We start from the raw sequence: 14,698 nt of genomic DNA on the forward strand, positions 1-14,698 counted from the left end.
TGAGAGATCAGTTAATCCAGGAGTTGATCAGTTTGACGCCGAAATAGGCCAGGATAAACAGTACATACGCAGTTAAAACTGCGCGGCTGGCAATCCTTGTTGGCCAACTGGCCTGATTGCGCTTGATCAGCAGGATGATAAGGACGGCCAGGGTGAAAACAGCGAGAAGAACCTTGTGGCTGAACAGCGCAAAATGCTGGTACTGCACCCACTGCCAGAGCAGCCCGGTTATGATGCTGACAGCGATCAAGCCAGTTGCCACCTTGACCTGTGCAATCATGTGGCGTTCGATCTCAACCAGTGAGGGTAGTGCCTGAATCAGTTTGAAAGAGTGTTTTTTCTTCAGTGCCCGATCGAGCAGGATCTGCATTAGCGCATGGATGGCTGCCAGTGTCAGCACGGCATAAGAGATCAATGCGAGAAGCAGGTGACCTGTTTGCAATAGTGATGAGGTGTGTACCCAATTCGGAGCATGGGCCTCTGGAAGGATGGGGGTGAGAAGAAGCGGGATGGCGGTCAGCGGCAGAAGAAACAGCCCAAGCCCCTGAATGCCATGACGAAGAATGCCGAACGTATAAACCACCTGTACAATAAGTGTGAATACAGCCGTACTGGTGGCCAATGTGAAGTTAATACCTTCAGTTGTAACCGACTCAAGCAGGTGAATGGCCCAGACATTTGTTCCAATGGCAACGGCCATGAGGCTGGCAATTGTGCTCGCAATATTTGTATTTTTATGGTCATGGGGTTGTTTTGCATCACGCCAGAGCAAAGCAGCACCGATCAGAGTGATCAGGGCTGCGGCAAAAAACAGAATCGATGACGTCATTTCATTTCCTTAAAACGGGCACTTACGCATTTGAAATATGGATAAACCAGATGATAGCAGGGTTATATCCGATGAGTGGTGGCTGTGCAATGGGATTAACATCGGGGGGATGCTAACCAAGTTGACCGTGCCAGTAAAAGAGGGACAATCGGGAGAATGAAAGTTGGCCTGTTATTACTGGCTGCCGGCAGCGGTAGCCGATTTGGTGGTGAAGTTCCCAAGCAGTATGTTGAGGTGCTGGGTAAGCCGCTGCTTCTATATACGCTAGAGCATCTGGCGGCTGATGCCCGGATTGTGGTGGTACAGCCTGTTGTCTCTGAAGGTGACACCCGTTTTGAACAGCTGGTGAAGGGGCAGGATTATCCTTTCAGGTTGCTGGAGCCCGTAACCGGAGGTGCCGAGCGCTCGTTGTCAATGCAGCAGGGGTTAAAGGCACTTCCCGATGATGTTGAACTTGTGGCAGTGCACGATGCTGCCAGACCCTTGCCCAGTCCTGAGCTTCTGGCAGAGGTGCTCAGTGTGGCCGAACAATATGGTGCTGCTGTACCAGGGGTGGCGCTGACCGATACGGTGAAGCGGGTGGATGTCGATGGCCTGGTGCTCGAAACGCCGGATCGCAGCTTCTTGAGGGCAGTTCAGACACCGCAGGTGGCACGCAAAGCATGGTTTGAGAAAGCGCTGGAGATAGAGGCGGGTAGGCTTCATCTGCATACCGACGATGCCTCGCTGCTGGAAGCTGCCGGTTTTGAGGTTCATATCAGCCGGGGTGATATAAGGAACAGGAAAATCACCACGCCGGAAGATATGCACTGGCTGGAGTCGCAGCTGCTGGCGAGGGGGCTTTAACAGTGAAACTGAATATTCGAATTGGCCACGGATTTGATGTACATGCCTTTGCAGAAAATCGCCGTTTGGTGCTTGGTGGTGTGGATATCCCACATACGATGGGATTGCTCGGCCACTCCGATGCGGATGTGTTGATCCATGCTCTCTGTGATGCTTTGCTTGGAGCTGCCGGCATGGGAGATATTGGGCGCCACTTTCCAGACAGCGATGTACAATACAAGGATGCGGACAGCGCACTTCTTCTGGCGCATGTTGTAAAGCTGTTGGAAGCTGCAGGGTGGGGTATCGGTAATGTTGATATCACTGTGATGGCTCAGGTTCCCAAATTGGCACCTTTTGTTGCAGATATGAGAGTACGATTGGCCGAGCTTCTTCTGGTTGACCAGGGTGAGGTCAATATCAAGGCGACTACGACTGAGAAGCTGGGGTTTGTAGGGCGTAAAGAGGGTATTGCTTGTGAGGCGGTTGCCCTGATCTCCCGGTTATAAGGGGCTCTTAAAGCGGTTGAGAAAATACGCCTGTAGCCTATATGAATACTACGACTTAATCAGAGGTGCCTTAGCGTATTCGCGGAGTGAGCGTAATATCGCCTACGCCTGCAGCCACTGCTTCATTTATAATAACAAATTCAGTGCTGCTGTGACCAGCAGCGCTCTTCATAGGCTCTGGTAGAGCGAGTGGAGCATGGGCGAAGTTTTTGGCGTCGGTTTTTTCGGTGAGCGGAAAAGATCTGCTTTCCAGCACCAGGTCGGGCTGAAGGCTTGAATAGAAGGTAACCTCAATATCGGGATAGGGCATTCTGCTTGCCAGCAGGTTATTAATAGTGCCTGAAATCAGCATTACCCTGCTGTTGTCATCGCGAGTGATCCACTCAATGCGAACGCTTTTCGGGACAATCAGCCAGTCTTTCGCTCTGTTCTCCAGCGGCAGGTTGAAGCCAAGCAGTATGCCTCGCATCCAGCGGTTATCGAGCCATGCATCTCTCTGAGTCCAGATTCCGGCCGAAGTGATAAGGATGAGCAGAGTGAAAAGCCATGGCCAGATAGATGCTGTTTTTCGTGGCGGCGGACTGAATTCAGGCTGCTCCAATACCTCTATGCCGTCGGGCTGACTGGGTGCCTCTGATGTTTTTTCCTCTACAGCGTCAGGAGAAAACTCGGATCCGCACTGACTGCAGGTAACGCTCTCAAGTTTTATCTGAGCTTCAATGTTGTATGTCTTATGGCATTGCGGGCAAGATATTTGCATGCGCATATCTTGAGTACTAGGACTCTGTTTGTCAGCAACATGAAGAGAAGTAAGTGAAATCCGGGCAGCAAGATGAGTCTTCAATCAGGCAGGGTGACAGGGGGGCTGCGGCAAGCTACCGTTTCCACATGTCGCACGACCAACCCTTGATTCAGATGCAGCAACTCATGTTACGTTACCCTACGGGTAAGGTGGCCCTTTCAGGGCTCACTCTGGATATTGAACAGGGGCAGTTTGTCTACCTGATCGGAGAGAGTGGGGCGGGAAAATCCTCGCTGATGAAGATGCTTTATGGTGGAGTGCGCCCAAGCTCAGGCAAGTTGGCTGTGCAGCAGATAGATATGCGCGAAGCCAGCGAGGCAAAAATACGTAATATTCGGCAGCGTACCGGCATTATCTTTCAGGATCATAAGCTTCTTTTTGCGCGTACAGTATTTGAAAACGTGGCTCTTCCTCTTCGAGTTCAGGGCTGGAAAACCGAGCGCCTGATTCCGCGTGTACGTAAAGTGCTCGAATATGTTGGGCTGGAGGATCGCCTCTGGTCCTATCCGGAGGCGCTTTCAGGTGGTGAGCAGCAGCGCGTGGCTATTGCCCGCGCAATGACAGCCAACCCATCTATTATTCTTGCGGATGAACCGACAGGTAACCTCGATGTCGACACTGCAAGCAGGGTGCTCGACTATCTGATGGATCTGAACCGGCAGGGAACGACTGTTATCATGGCTACTCATGACCTACATCTTCTTGAGTCGCATCCTGGAAGGGTGATTCAGCTGCATGCTGGATCGCTGGCTGGGGGTGACATATGAAAAAGGGTGTTGCCACTGAAGTGATTCCTGAGAAGGTGAATCCGAGGCTTCCTGGAGGGTTTAACCTGCCTCCATTTGGCATTCATCAGACGTTGGCAGTGGTCATTGTCTGTATTGCTCTCTGGGCTGTAGGTGCTATCTGGCTGGGTGTGCAGGCGGCGAGCCAGTGGGTGGGTGGTTGGCAGGATGATATCCATATCCATGTTTACCTCGATGCTACCAAATCCAAGCAGGAAGCTGATTTAAAGGCGGCACTTGAAGGGATTCCACAGATATCCTCACTGCGTAAAATTTCGGCTGAGGAGGCTGCACGCTGGATGCAGGAGTGGCTGAATAATGCGGGCCTGAGCCAGAAGGAGTTGGTGGATCGGTTGCCGATCACATTTGAACTGTCCCTCAACGATGAGCAGGCTGAATTTCTCTTTGCTGATATTCGTGATGCCGCATCCCGCTATGGTGGAGAGGTAAACGAGGATGAAGTGAATATGGCACAGGCACATCAGTGGATTTCTCAGGCTGAATACCTTGCCTGGTTTGCCTCACTGATTTTGGCCATGGCCATGGCGCTAATCATCTCCAATACCCTGCGTATGATGCTGCTGGCACGTACTGATGAGATTCACCTGATGCGGTTAATGGGGGCCAAGGAGTGGTTTGTCCGTATGCCCTTTATTCTCGAAGGGGTGTTGCTTGGAGGCGTGGCTGGTCTGGCGGCCTGGATTCTGCTCTGGCCATTGGTGCTGGGTGCAGGGGAATGGCTGGAGATGTTGCAGGTTGATCTAAACAGCTGGTTGCTGTTGTTGCCTCTGCTGTTTGGTGGAGCACTGGTTGGTGCTTTTGGTGCAGTGGTAGCAACCACCCGGGTGGTTTCTAACGAGCAGGCGGGATAGAAATTTCGGAATTGACGAACCGCATTTATCGCATTATTGTGCGCGCCCATCGTCATTGGGGGATCGTCTAATGGTAGGACAGCGGTCTCTGACACCGTCAATCGTGGTTCGAGTCCACGTCCCCCAGCCAAACATAAAAAGGGTCCCTTGAGGGCCCTTTTTTTTGTTTACTCAGGAATCAAGAAAAGCTCCTTCCGGAGCTACTTAGAGCGAACCATTTCCACCAATAATAACGGCTCGTGCATGTATTTATGCTGTGCACTTTTAAGGCACATGAAGGCATGGCGTTTACCTTGCGACGATAGGGTCGTAGCCTTTGGGGATATGGAATCTCCTAACTGTCTAACTGGATATGGTGAGTCGATCTGTTTCGACTGCATATCAGTGAAGCTTCACAATCCAAGGTGCCAATCTATTCGACAAATCATCGAGGTGATTTTCAGTGTCTGAGACAATGGTTCTGGTCATCAACACAGGCAGCTCATCTATCAAGATGGCACTGGTGGATATGCCATCGGAGACGTTGCTGGCCGAGGGTGTGGCGCAACGGTTAGGTGAGTCGGGAGCGGAACTGACTTGGAAGATTTCGGGCGAAACAAGCCACTGTGATCTTGGTGGTGCAGAACACGACGCCGCCATGCAGCAGATGCTCAATGCGCTTTTTTGTAGAATAGATAAAGAGGGTGTCGCTGCTGTCGGGCACAGGGTTGTGCATGGCGGCGAACGATTTATTAAGCCGACCTTGCTGGATGGTTCAGTTATTACAGAGATTGAATCCTTGTCTCATCTTGCTCCGTTGCATAATCCGGCGAACCTTCTGGGTATCCGGGCGCTGATGAGCCGTTTGCCGGATCTTCCTCATATTGCTGTCTTTGATACAGCCTTTCATCATGCTATGCCGCTGCATGCTAGTCTCTATGCCGTGCCTTATAAGTGGTATAGCGAATATGGTGTGCGACGTTACGGCTTTCATGGCACCAGTCACCACTACGTTGGTCAGCAAGCTGCGGTGGTTCTTGGCCGTGAATTTGATAATTGTAATTTAATTACAGTGCACCTGGGTAATGGGTGCAGTGCCACGGCGATTGCGGGTGGGATCAGCATTGATACCACGATGGGTATGACGCCACTGGAAGGGTTGGTGATGGGCACCCGAAGCGGCAATGTGGATCCTGGATTGCACGAATTCATAGCCAGACAGAGCGGTGAATCGCTGGCTGCTATTACTCAAACGCTGAATCGAGAGTCGGGTCTTTTGGGTCTTTCCGGACGCAGTAATGATATGCGTACGCTGTTGGATGCAGCAGAAGCGGGGGATGAACGAGCCTCACTGGCTGTTGATATCTTCTGCTACCGCCTAGCAAAATCAATAGCGGGGCTTGCTGTCGCACTTGGTCATATTGATGCCATCGCTTTTACCGGGGGCATTGGTGAGCATGCAGCTGTTATTCGAGCCAGGACGGTGGCGCAGCTGGCTATTCTGGGCGGCGCACTTGATGCGGAAAGAAACAGACAGCATGGCAAGCTCTCTCAATGTTTTATCAGCAACTCTGAAGCTGCTCTCCCTGTTCTGGTTATTGCGACCAATGAGGAAAAAATGATCGCACGTTATGTATGCGAAGTTCTTAATCAAGAGGAAAAGATCACATGAGCCATGCATTTTTGCTTGTTTCTACCGGTGCTGGGGCAGGGCTTACAACTGTCAGTCTGGGCATGGTTCGTGCATTGGATCGGCTTGGTATTCGCGCAGGGTTTTGCAAGCCCGTAGCCCAGCTGCACGATAGTGATCATGGCCCCGAACGCTCTACTCAATTGTTTGAGCACATGACAAATATTAAAGCGCCTCAACCTATCAGTCTCAGGCGGGCAACCTCCTTGCTGGGGTCGGGCAGGGAAGGGTTGCTGATGGAAGAGGTCATCGCACTTTTTCAGCAGTGTGCCCGCCATACTGACGTGGTTATTGTCGAGGGTTTGGTGGCTGATGCGCATGCCGGCTATGCCACGCGCCTCAATACTGCGATAGCCCGTGCGCTGGATGCTGAGGTTATTCTGGTCGGCAAGCCGGAGCCAGACCTGGAAGAGTATATTGATATTGCGGCCAATGCGTTTAGCGGCGCCAATGGCACCGCATTGATCGCTACCATTCTTAATAAGGTGGGGGCACCCAGTGATGGGCAACCCACGCTGCAGGCAGATGTGTTGCAGACAAGCTCAGGCAATAGCGACGGCCTGGATATTTCGGATGCAATGTGCCAAAAGATGACCGGCAAACCATTTCATGTCGTCGGTTGTATTCCCTGGCAAAGCCAGCTGATTGCACCGCGCATGTGTGATATAGCTGCTTATCTTGATGCAAAAATACTACACGCGGGTTATTTGCAACAGCGCCGGGTGCAGCGCATGGAGCTGTGTGCCCGCACGCTGGCTAATACACTCAGTGTATATCAACCTCATACGCTGTTGGTGTTCCCGGGCGACCGGGAAGATGTTTTTGTTGCGGCATGTATGGCTGCTATGAATGGTGTGCGACTTGCGGGCATTCTTCTGACCGGTGGGTTGAGGCCCAGTTTCGGGGTAATGAACCTGTGCGAGCAAGCTATTCAGACCGGCATCCCCGTGCTACTGGTGGAGAGTAGCTCCTTTCAGACTGCAGCGAAGCTGTCACATATGCCTGCAGAGGTGGCGGTTGACGATTTTGACCTGATTGATCAGGCGGTGGACCATGTAGCCAACCACCTCGATGCGAATTGGCTTAAGGCACGCTGTGCGACTGAGCGCAAACCACGCCTGTCACCGGCGGCATTCCGTTATCAGCTGATTCAGAAGGCCTGTCAGGCAAGCCGTCGTATAGTGCTGCCCGAAGGTGAAGAGCCGCGCACGATTATGGCGGCATATCAATGTCAGCAGCGGCATATCGCCCAGTGTGTTTTGCTCGGTGATCCGGAAAAAATCCACCAGATCGCTTCTTCCCAAGGTATTAAGTTGAATGAAGAGATCATCATCATTGATCCAGTAACAGTGCGGCAGCGCTACATCGAACCGATGGTGGCACTGCGACAGCATAAGGGACTGACCAGTGAGATTGCCGAAGATCAGTTGCAGTCTCGCGTGGTGCTGGGGACGATGATGCTGGCTCTGGATGAGGTGGATGGGCTGGTTTCAGGTGCTCTGCATACGACAGCCAACACAGTACGACCAGCCTTTCAGCTGATTGGCACAAGCGAATCAGCCAAACTGGTTTCATCGATATTTTTCATGTGCCTTCCCGATCAGGTAGTGGTCTATGGTGATTGCGCCATTAACCCGGATCCGAACGCAGAAGAGTTGGCCGATATTGCCATTCAGAGCGCGGACTCGGCGAAACGCTTTGGGTTGGAGCCTAGAGTAGCGATGCTCAGTTACAGTACTGGCGAATCAGGGGCGGGGCTTGATGTCGAGAAGGTGCGGCAGGCCACCCAAATGGTTCGGCAGCGCAGGCCGGATCTGCTGGTTGACGGGCCGCTGCAATATGATGCGGCAGCTATTATTTCGGTCGGCAAGAGTAAGGCGCCTGCAAGTCAGGTTGCAGGCAAAGCCAATGTGTTCGTATTCCCCGACCTTAATACCGGCAACACCACCTATAAGGCAGTACAGCGCAGCGCTCATGTAGTCAGTGTCGGTCCGATGTTGCAGGGCCTTCGTAAGCCTGTAAATGACCTGTCTCGCGGTGCTTCTGTTGAAGATATTGTTTATACCATAGCCCTGACTGCTATTCAGGGCGGGGAAGGGCAGGTTTCTGGGTGATCTTTTTTCCGTTGTTCGGGGCTGTGAGGATGCATTTTCACTTGCTTTTTTTGGATGAGAGATGTATATTGTATTCGGAAGTTGTACTGGCGTTGTGGCTTATATGCTTGAGCCGATACGCAATGAACGGGAGCTTACCTATTCCGGCTGTGTGAATGCCTTTACAGGCGTACCTGATGTCGGGGTGCTGCGCCCACCTGAGCAAAAAGGGATCAGTCCATATAGGTCACAACGCCAGTGCAGTTGTTGAGAACTCCTCCAGGACCCGCTATTGGCGGGTCCTGTTTTTTTGTTCAGTAGAACAGAAGGGTTTCGTTTTAATGTGAACGATTTTTAATAAGCGGTTAACCGGTTCCTCAGGCTGATGGTGATATTTTTCATCCTGTCTGGCGCTACTCCTCCCTCCCCTCCCTAGTGTTTCGCGTCAGATATCAGGCCCCGACAACTGTCGGGGCCTTTTTCTTTTCTGAGGTATGATGTTTTCCTGCTTTCAGAAGATGACGATTCTCAGTCACTACCATCGATTCAGAGTTAATTATGAGGCAAGCCAGAAAAATACCTTGTGCGTTGCTGGGGGTCTGAGAATGCGGGTTTTTTGCCGTTGTTACTCATGTGAGTGATCTGTGGGTGCAGTCGTGGGGTGTAGTCCAGAAGTTTCGGGTGCATTCCATTGCAGTGGACTGGCTAATTTCCCGGTTGCAGGAAGTGGGTGATCAGGATCTATCAGCTTGATAGTACAGAAGATTTTTAACATCGAATAAGCAGCTATCTGCTGCTACACTCCCGCCAGATGATGTGTGTTCGGCGATGTGGATGGATGAATGTGATCCCGATTCTGGCGGTTGTTTTTTTTGCTGCCTGCAGTTCTGCATATGCAGAGGGCGCGAATGAACTGAAGGTTCTTGTTGATGATAAGGTTATCTATTGCGCCGCCAGCTTGAAAAATAGCGATGATGTTTTCTCCCATGCTTTGAATGATGGTATTTCAGTTGCCACGGTGTGGGATGTCCAGGTGGACAGGGCTCGCGATTACTGGTTGAACAAGAGTATAGCTGAAGTCACTGTGACACATCGGGTTGTACCCGATCTGTTGTCGCGAAGCTGGCTACTTGAGGATCAGGCCAGCGGCATCTCTCTTAGGGTATATTCAGTTTCAGAGGCGGTTCGCTTCCTTTCCAGTCTTGAGTATTTTCCAGTGCTTGATCGTAGCCTACTTGTTTCAGCCGCTCCGTACGTTATGCATGCATCGGTGGTGTTGTATATTGGTGAAGTGAATGAGACATGGTGGGGTAATCTTCTGAAGTCGGAACAGGCATCTATGCAGCAGGAGTTTACCCTGCCGTGAGGCAAATAGGCATGCTGCGGTTGATACCTTTGATTCTGGCGTTGGCGCTGTTGACGATTACCGTCATGTTATGGCCTGCCTCAGATGAAGAGGCGGTACTGCTTGCATGGGTCAATGTAGGGTTGATGCTGGCTCTGTCGCTGCTGCTGATTCAATATGGTATCAAGCTGGTCAGGGAGCGAAGAGAGCCTCCGCCAGGCTCTCGCTTGCGAGCCAAGCTTGTCATTGCTCTGGTCGGTATGCTTCTGATTCCATCGATGATGATTCAAATGGCTGCGAATCAGATGGTCGAACGAGGCATGGCTGTCTGGTTTGATGTGCGCGTAGATACGCTGCTGGATCGCGCCTTGAACCTGGCGCAGGGATTTTATGAGCGTGTTGAGAAGGACATGAAACGCAGCATGCTCAACTATATCAGTGATGCCACTTTAATCGCTGCTGCTTCCGGAAAGTTGGACCACCGTGTGGTTTCCACTTACTTGAGTGAGATCAGAGAGCTGGAGGGTTGGCAGAAGGCGGAGCTGTTCGACACCAATGAACTGCTGATCGGTGGCGTTCAATTGGGTGAGTTAAGTGCCCTGCAGGCTGAGCCTTTGAGTGATGTGGCAAAGCTGTCGATGCGGCTGGGCAGAGTGACAACTGAGCTGTTGACCCGTGATGGCGGAGAGGTAGCAGTTGGCTATGCTCCGATTGTGGGCTCTACAACTATAATTGGGCTGTTACGTGTGGAGATTCGTTTGCCCGCCGGCATGATCAAGAATGCCCGTGCAGTGGAGTCGGACTATCGCAGCTACCGGCAGCTTGAGCATAACCGTCAGAGTATTCGCGAGACATTTACCCATGTGATGCTGTTTGTAACCTTGCTGGTTGTTCTCGTGGCTGGCTTGGTGGGGCTGCTGTTTGCCCGCAGGTTAACGTCTCCGGTCGGAGATCTTGCTGACGCACTCAGGCGTGTGACGGAAGGTGACCTGAATGTTGTGATTTCTGAAACGTCCCGCGATGAACTTGGCTCTCTTGCTCACTCGTTTAATACCATGGTTAACCGCCTGAAAATGAATGTGGAGGCCATTGAGCAGGCACAGCAGGATCTAACCAAGGCTCTTGATAACAGCAGACAGCGCCAGTATGTGCTTGAGTCCCTGCTGGCGAACCTTCATACGGGCGTACTTCTTGTGGACGCTAACGGCCGGGTTAGGCTTCTCAATCAGGCAGTAAGGGAAATATTACAACTTCCGGATAACTGGATGCCCAGCGTTGATATTCTACAGGCCAGTAAAGGGAGCCTGCACGATATTGGCGAGTTTTATGCCGAACTCAGTCATCAGCAGGAGGACCATCTGCAGCGGGAGTTTGATATCGAACTATCCGAAGGCAGGAGTCTGCAGGTGTTGGCACGAGGGGCCCGACTGAGTGAAACCGGGTCAAGCGGGTTTTCGGGATATCTTCTGGTAATTGACGATATTTCAGAGCTTGCTGAGGCGCAGCGTAACAAGGCTTGGGCTGAGGTGGCGCGCCGTCTGGCTCATGAGATCAAGAACCCGTTAACTCCGATCAAACTCTCCGCAGAACGGTTGCAGCGGCGTTTCCGCACTCAGGTGGATGATGAGAAGGTCTTCGATGTCTGTACCCATGCGATTGTCACCCAGGTGGAGCGGCTGCAGCGTTTGATTGCCGACTTTTCAACACTGGCGAGAATGCCGCAGCCAAAAATACGTGAGGTGTCGGTTTGTTCGCTGTTGCAGGAGATGGATGAGCTGTTTAACAGTTACCATCGCCTTGATGTGACTCCATGTGATGCCGGATGGGTATGCTGCTGTGACCCCGATCAGGTGCGGCAGGTTTTGATTAACCTGGTGGATAACGCACTCACGGCAACGGAAGGGCGGGAGGGCAAGGTGGTTCGCCTCTATGCCCAGGTGTCTGAGCAGTGCGTAGAGTGGCATGTGGAAGATGATGGTGATGGAGTTGAAGCCTCATCGGCATCGCAGCTTTTTGAAGCTTACTACTCTACCAAGGCAAGTGGATCTGGACTGGGTCTGGCCATTGCCAGACGAATTGCCGAGGATCATGGTGGAAGCTTGAAGCTGGTTTCTGAGGCCACACCGACACGCTTTTGCCTGTGCCTGCCAAAATGCCGAGAACAGATGGAGGAGTCATGACCGCAAGAATCATGATTGTGGATGATGAGCAACCTATTCGCGATTCGCTTCAGGGGCTGTTTGAAGATGAAGATTATCTGGTGGTCTCCGCCGCCTCCGGTGAGGAGGCGATAGCCAGATTGCGAAAGCAAAGTGTTGATTGTGTGCTGCTTGATATCTGGATGCCGGGTATTGATGGGCTGGAGACGCTCAGCCGTATCCAGCAGGTCGATGCCAGCCTGCCGGTGATTATGATGAGCGGCCATGCCACCATTGATACGGCAGTTCGCGCCACCCGTTTGGGCGCATTTGATTTTGTTGAAAAGCCTCTCTCGTTTGATCGCCTGCTTATTCTCTCCCGCAATGCAATACAGAAGCGTCGCCTTGAGCAGGAGAACAGTGATCTAAAGCTGCAGGGTAAGGGGAACGGTCATCAAAGCCGCAGGCAACTGATTGGCAAAAGCGCAGCCATTACTGAGGTGAAAGCGTTGATCAAGAGGGTGGCCCTGTCGGACACGCCTGTTCTGATTTTGGGGGAGCATGGCACAGGCAAAGCAGTGGCGGCATCGCTTTTGCATGAGGCATCCAAGCGCAAGGATGGCCCATTTATTGAGGTAAACACGGCCAGTGTAGTGGCCAACCGCATGGATTCAGAGTTGTTTGGCCATGAGAAGGGCGCATTTGCCGGCGCGCTGCATTCACAACGTGGCCGCTTCGAGGCAGCCCACGGGGGGACGCTCTTTTTCGATGAGGTGGCGGAACTTAGTCTGAGTGCACAGGCTAAGATCTTACGTGTAATGCAGGACCGGGTGGTTCAACGGTTGGGAAACCCGACGCCGATGCCTGCCAATGTGCGTCTTCTTGCTGCCAGCTCCCGTGATCTGGAGCAGATACTTAAAGATGAACAGCTGCGGGAGGATTTTTACTATCGTCTGAACGTGGTTTCGATCCGCATACCATCTCTCAGGGAGCGAATCGAGGACATGCCGCTGCTTGTCGAAACGCTGGCAACTGAGCAGGCTAACGAATTGGGTGGAAAATCGGTGCGTTTTAGTTCAGCTGTTCTCAGTGAGCTAATGGCATACCATTGGCCCGGAAATGTTCGTGAATTACGCAATTATATCGAACGTTGTCATATACTGATGCCGGGAGAGGAGATGACCAGAGAGAATATGTTGCCACCGGATCAGTCAATTGCGCAGATATCCCATAAGGCTGCTTCGGCAAGAATATCTGTTGTCTTGCCCGGTGGTGATGCAGACAATTTTCATGAGGCACGAGAGCTCTTTGAGCGCACCTTCCTGTTGCAGAAGCTTGAGAAGCACGACTGGAATATCAGCCGAACTGCAACCGATATTGGCATGGAACGAAGCCAGTTGCATCGCAAGATCAAGTCGTTTGGATTGATGCCTCCAGAGAAGGAGCAGTTATGAATGTCATAATTCTTGGTGCTGGTGAGGTGGGATATCACATTGCCCACAGGCTGGCTACTGAGGGCAATAACGTTGCTGTTGTTGATCAGGATGAGGTTCGCCTGCAGGTGATTGCTGATGCAATGGATGTGAAAACGATCTGCGGTAAGGCTTCGCATCCGCGCATCCTTGAGGCGGCTGGAGCTGCAGATGCCGACCTGCTGATTGCTGTAACCACCAATGATGAGGTCAATATGCTGGCCTGCCAGGTGGCTCATTCGCTTTTTAAGGTCCCCACCAAACTAGCGCGTGTGCGCGAAGCAGATTATGCCCTGCATCGGGATCAACTGATTGGCAGGGATGACCTTCCTATTGATGTCATTATCTCACCAGAGGGAGAGGCAGCAAAGGTGGTCATGGGAAGTCTGAATGTCTCCAGTGCACTGGATGCCCGGGAATTTTTCGGTGGCTCAATTCAGTTGGTTGAGTTTGTGGTTAGGCCCAAGAGTCTTCTGGCCGGGCTGTCGCTAAAGGAGTTTCCTGAGGTGATGGGGGGGCTCGGCGTTTATGTTGTGGCTCACGAGCACAATGAAGGCTGGAGTGTGCCTAAGGGTGATACTGTGCTGCTGGCTGGCGACAGTATTTATGTGGCGGTTTCCCGCAAACAGCTTGATAAGCTGATGGAAACGCTCGATATGGCCTGCCACTCGCCTCTCGGGCGTAATATCATGATTGTTGGCGGTGGGCATATCGGCTTTATAGTGGCATCGGAGCTGGAAAAAGCAGGCGCGCTGGTTAAGTTGATCGAATACAATGCAGATCGGGCCGAGTGGCTTTCTGATCAGTTCAATAATGTCATAGTTATTCAGGGAGATGCGCTGGATCAGAAGCTTCTAGAGGAAGAGAATATCGATAAGATGGACGACTTCCTAGCCGTGACCAACGACGATGAAACCAATATTCTCAGCAGCCTAATTTCCAAGCGGTATGGGGTGCCGCATGTAGTAACATTGGTGAACCGCTCGATCTATACGCAACTTGTACGTCAGATCGGTCTCGATGTTACCGTTTCGCCCCGCCTCTCCACCGTGGCTTCAATTCTCAGTTTTGTGCGCAAGGGGCGTATTCACGGCATGGCCTCGATTGCCGATGGCAATCTGGAGGTCCTGGAAGCTGAAGCGCTGGAGACCAGTGCAATTCTTCATACGCCGCTCAAGGATCTGGCATTGCCGGATGATACCGTGATAGGGGCTATTCTTCGCGATGGTCAGATTATCGTTCCTAACGGCACTGTAGAGGTGGAGCCCCACGACCACGTTTTGATTGTGACAACGAGCACTTCCATACCAGCGGTCGAGAAATTGTTCGAAGTTCATCTCGAATTCTTTTAAGGCTGAA

Annotated in this window: 12 protein-coding genes and 1 tRNA gene; 11 read left to right on the forward strand and 2 right to left on the reverse strand. The window is 52.0% G+C overall.

All coding sequences use genetic code 11. From position 1 onward, the window contains the following. Positions 1–7 precede the first annotated feature (7 nt). Positions 8–829 (reverse strand): cytochrome C assembly family protein, encoded by an 822-nt coding sequence (locus tag Ga0123461_RS03085; RefSeq protein ID WP_100276990.1) that lies wholly within the window; start codon positions 827–829, stop codon positions 8–10. Positions 830–985: 156 nt separating this feature from the next. Between Ga0123461_RS03085 and ispD the strand changes: the two genes are divergently transcribed. Both ispD and ispF read left to right on the forward strand, forming a co-directional pair. Next, on the forward strand, positions 986–1,675 hold the full coding sequence (gene ispD, locus Ga0123461_RS03090) for a 2-C-methyl-D-erythritol 4-phosphate cytidylyltransferase (protein WP_100276991.1): 690 nt from the start codon (positions 986–988) through the stop codon (positions 1,673–1,675). A gap of 8 nt (positions 1,676–1,683) precedes the next feature. After that, positions 1,684–2,163 (forward strand): 2-C-methyl-D-erythritol 2,4-cyclodiphosphate synthase, encoded by a 480-nt coding sequence (ispF, locus tag Ga0123461_RS03095; protein WP_250645094.1) that lies wholly within the window; start codon positions 1,684–1,686, stop codon positions 2,161–2,163. 70 nt (positions 2,164–2,233) lie between these two features. Here the strand turns inward: ispF and Ga0123461_RS03100 are convergent, their stop codons facing one another. Beyond that, complete coding sequence (locus Ga0123461_RS03100; protein WP_157819204.1) at positions 2,234–2,923, reverse strand: zinc ribbon domain-containing protein; 690 nt, start codon at positions 2,921–2,923, stop codon at positions 2,234–2,236. Positions 2,924–2,976: 53 nt separating this feature from the next. Here Ga0123461_RS03100 and Ga0123461_RS03105 point away from each other — a divergent pair, with 53 nt between their 5' ends. The 9 genes from Ga0123461_RS03105 to trkA all read left to right on the forward strand — a co-directional run bounded on the left by Ga0123461_RS03105 (position 2,977) and on the right by trkA (position 14,691). Next, positions 2,977–3,732, forward strand: coding sequence for a cell division ATP-binding protein FtsE (locus tag Ga0123461_RS03105; RefSeq protein ID WP_232710321.1), 756 nt, complete (start codon positions 2,977–2,979; stop codon positions 3,730–3,732). Beyond that, positions 3,729–4,622 (forward strand): cell division protein FtsX, encoded by an 894-nt coding sequence (locus Ga0123461_RS03110; protein ID WP_100276993.1) that lies wholly within the window; start codon positions 3,729–3,731, stop codon positions 4,620–4,622. Before Ga0123461_RS03105 ends, Ga0123461_RS03110 begins: the two co-directional genes overlap by 4 nt. 56 nt (positions 4,623–4,678) lie before the next feature. Beyond that, positions 4,679–4,752 (forward strand) — tRNA-Gln (locus Ga0123461_RS03115). A gap of 324 nt (positions 4,753–5,076) precedes the next feature. Next, complete coding sequence (locus Ga0123461_RS03120) at positions 5,077–6,273, forward strand: acetate/propionate family kinase (protein WP_100276994.1); 1,197 nt, start codon at positions 5,077–5,079, stop codon at positions 6,271–6,273. Next, the gene (gene pta / locus Ga0123461_RS03125; protein ID WP_100276995.1) at positions 6,270–8,405 is read left to right on the forward strand and encodes a phosphate acetyltransferase; all 2,136 of its coding nucleotides are present in this window, start codon (positions 6,270–6,272) and stop codon (positions 8,403–8,405) included. Before Ga0123461_RS03120 ends, pta begins: the two co-directional genes overlap by 4 nt. Before the next feature lie 817 nt (positions 8,406–9,222). Next, the gene (locus tag Ga0123461_RS03130; protein ID WP_198507104.1) at positions 9,223–9,750 is read left to right on the forward strand and encodes a DUF4390 domain-containing protein; all 528 of its coding nucleotides are present in this window, start codon (positions 9,223–9,225) and stop codon (positions 9,748–9,750) included. Beyond that, the gene (locus Ga0123461_RS03135; protein WP_232710324.1) at positions 9,747–11,909 is read left to right on the forward strand and encodes a sensor histidine kinase; all 2,163 of its coding nucleotides are present in this window, start codon (positions 9,747–9,749) and stop codon (positions 11,907–11,909) included. Before Ga0123461_RS03130 ends, Ga0123461_RS03135 begins: the two co-directional genes overlap by 4 nt. Further along, a complete protein-coding gene (locus Ga0123461_RS03140) occupies positions 11,906–13,321 on the forward strand; it encodes a sigma-54-dependent transcriptional regulator (protein ID WP_100276996.1) in 1,416 nt (471 codons plus the stop codon). Before Ga0123461_RS03135 ends, Ga0123461_RS03140 begins: the two co-directional genes overlap by 4 nt. Further along, positions 13,318–14,691, forward strand: a complete 1,374-nt coding sequence (trkA, locus tag Ga0123461_RS03145) for a Trk system potassium transporter TrkA (RefSeq protein WP_100276997.1) — start codon at positions 13,318–13,320, stop codon at positions 14,689–14,691. Before Ga0123461_RS03140 ends, trkA begins: the two co-directional genes overlap by 4 nt. The last annotated feature ends 7 nt before the right edge of the window (positions 14,692–14,698 follow it).

Origin of the sequence: Mariprofundus aestuarium, from assembly GCF_002795805.1 — a bacterium.
Lineage (GTDB): Bacteria > Pseudomonadota > Zetaproteobacteria > Mariprofundales > Mariprofundaceae > Mariprofundus > Mariprofundus aestuarium.

Bases quoted from the DNA above. Each gene is read 5' to 3' on its own strand.
- Ga0123461_RS03130 (WP_198507104.1), top strand. From the start codon at position 9,223: ATGAATGTGATCCCGATTCTGGCGGTTGTTTTTTTTGCTGCCTGCAGT.
- trkA (WP_100276997.1), top strand. From the start codon at position 13,318: ATGAATGTCATAATTCTTGGTGCTGGTGAGGTGGGATATCACATTGCC.
- Ga0123461_RS03140 (WP_100276996.1), top strand. From the start codon at position 11,906: ATGACCGCAAGAATCATGATTGTGGATGATGAGCAACCTATTCGCGAT.
- Ga0123461_RS03085 (WP_100276990.1), bottom strand. From the start codon at position 829: ATGACGTCATCGATTCTGTTTTTTGCCGCAGCCCTGATCACTCTGATC.
- ispD (WP_100276991.1), top strand. From the start codon at position 986: ATGAAAGTTGGCCTGTTATTACTGGCTGCCGGCAGCGGTAGCCGATTT.
- Ga0123461_RS03120 (WP_100276994.1), top strand. From the start codon at position 5,077: ATGGTTCTGGTCATCAACACAGGCAGCTCATCTATCAAGATGGCACTG.
- pta (WP_100276995.1), top strand. From the start codon at position 6,270: ATGAGCCATGCATTTTTGCTTGTTTCTACCGGTGCTGGGGCAGGGCTT.
- Ga0123461_RS03110 (WP_100276993.1), top strand. From the start codon at position 3,729: ATGAAAAAGGGTGTTGCCACTGAAGTGATTCCTGAGAAGGTGAATCCG.
- Ga0123461_RS03100 (WP_157819204.1), bottom strand. From the start codon at position 2,923: ATGCAAATATCTTGCCCGCAATGCCATAAGACATACAACATTGAAGCT.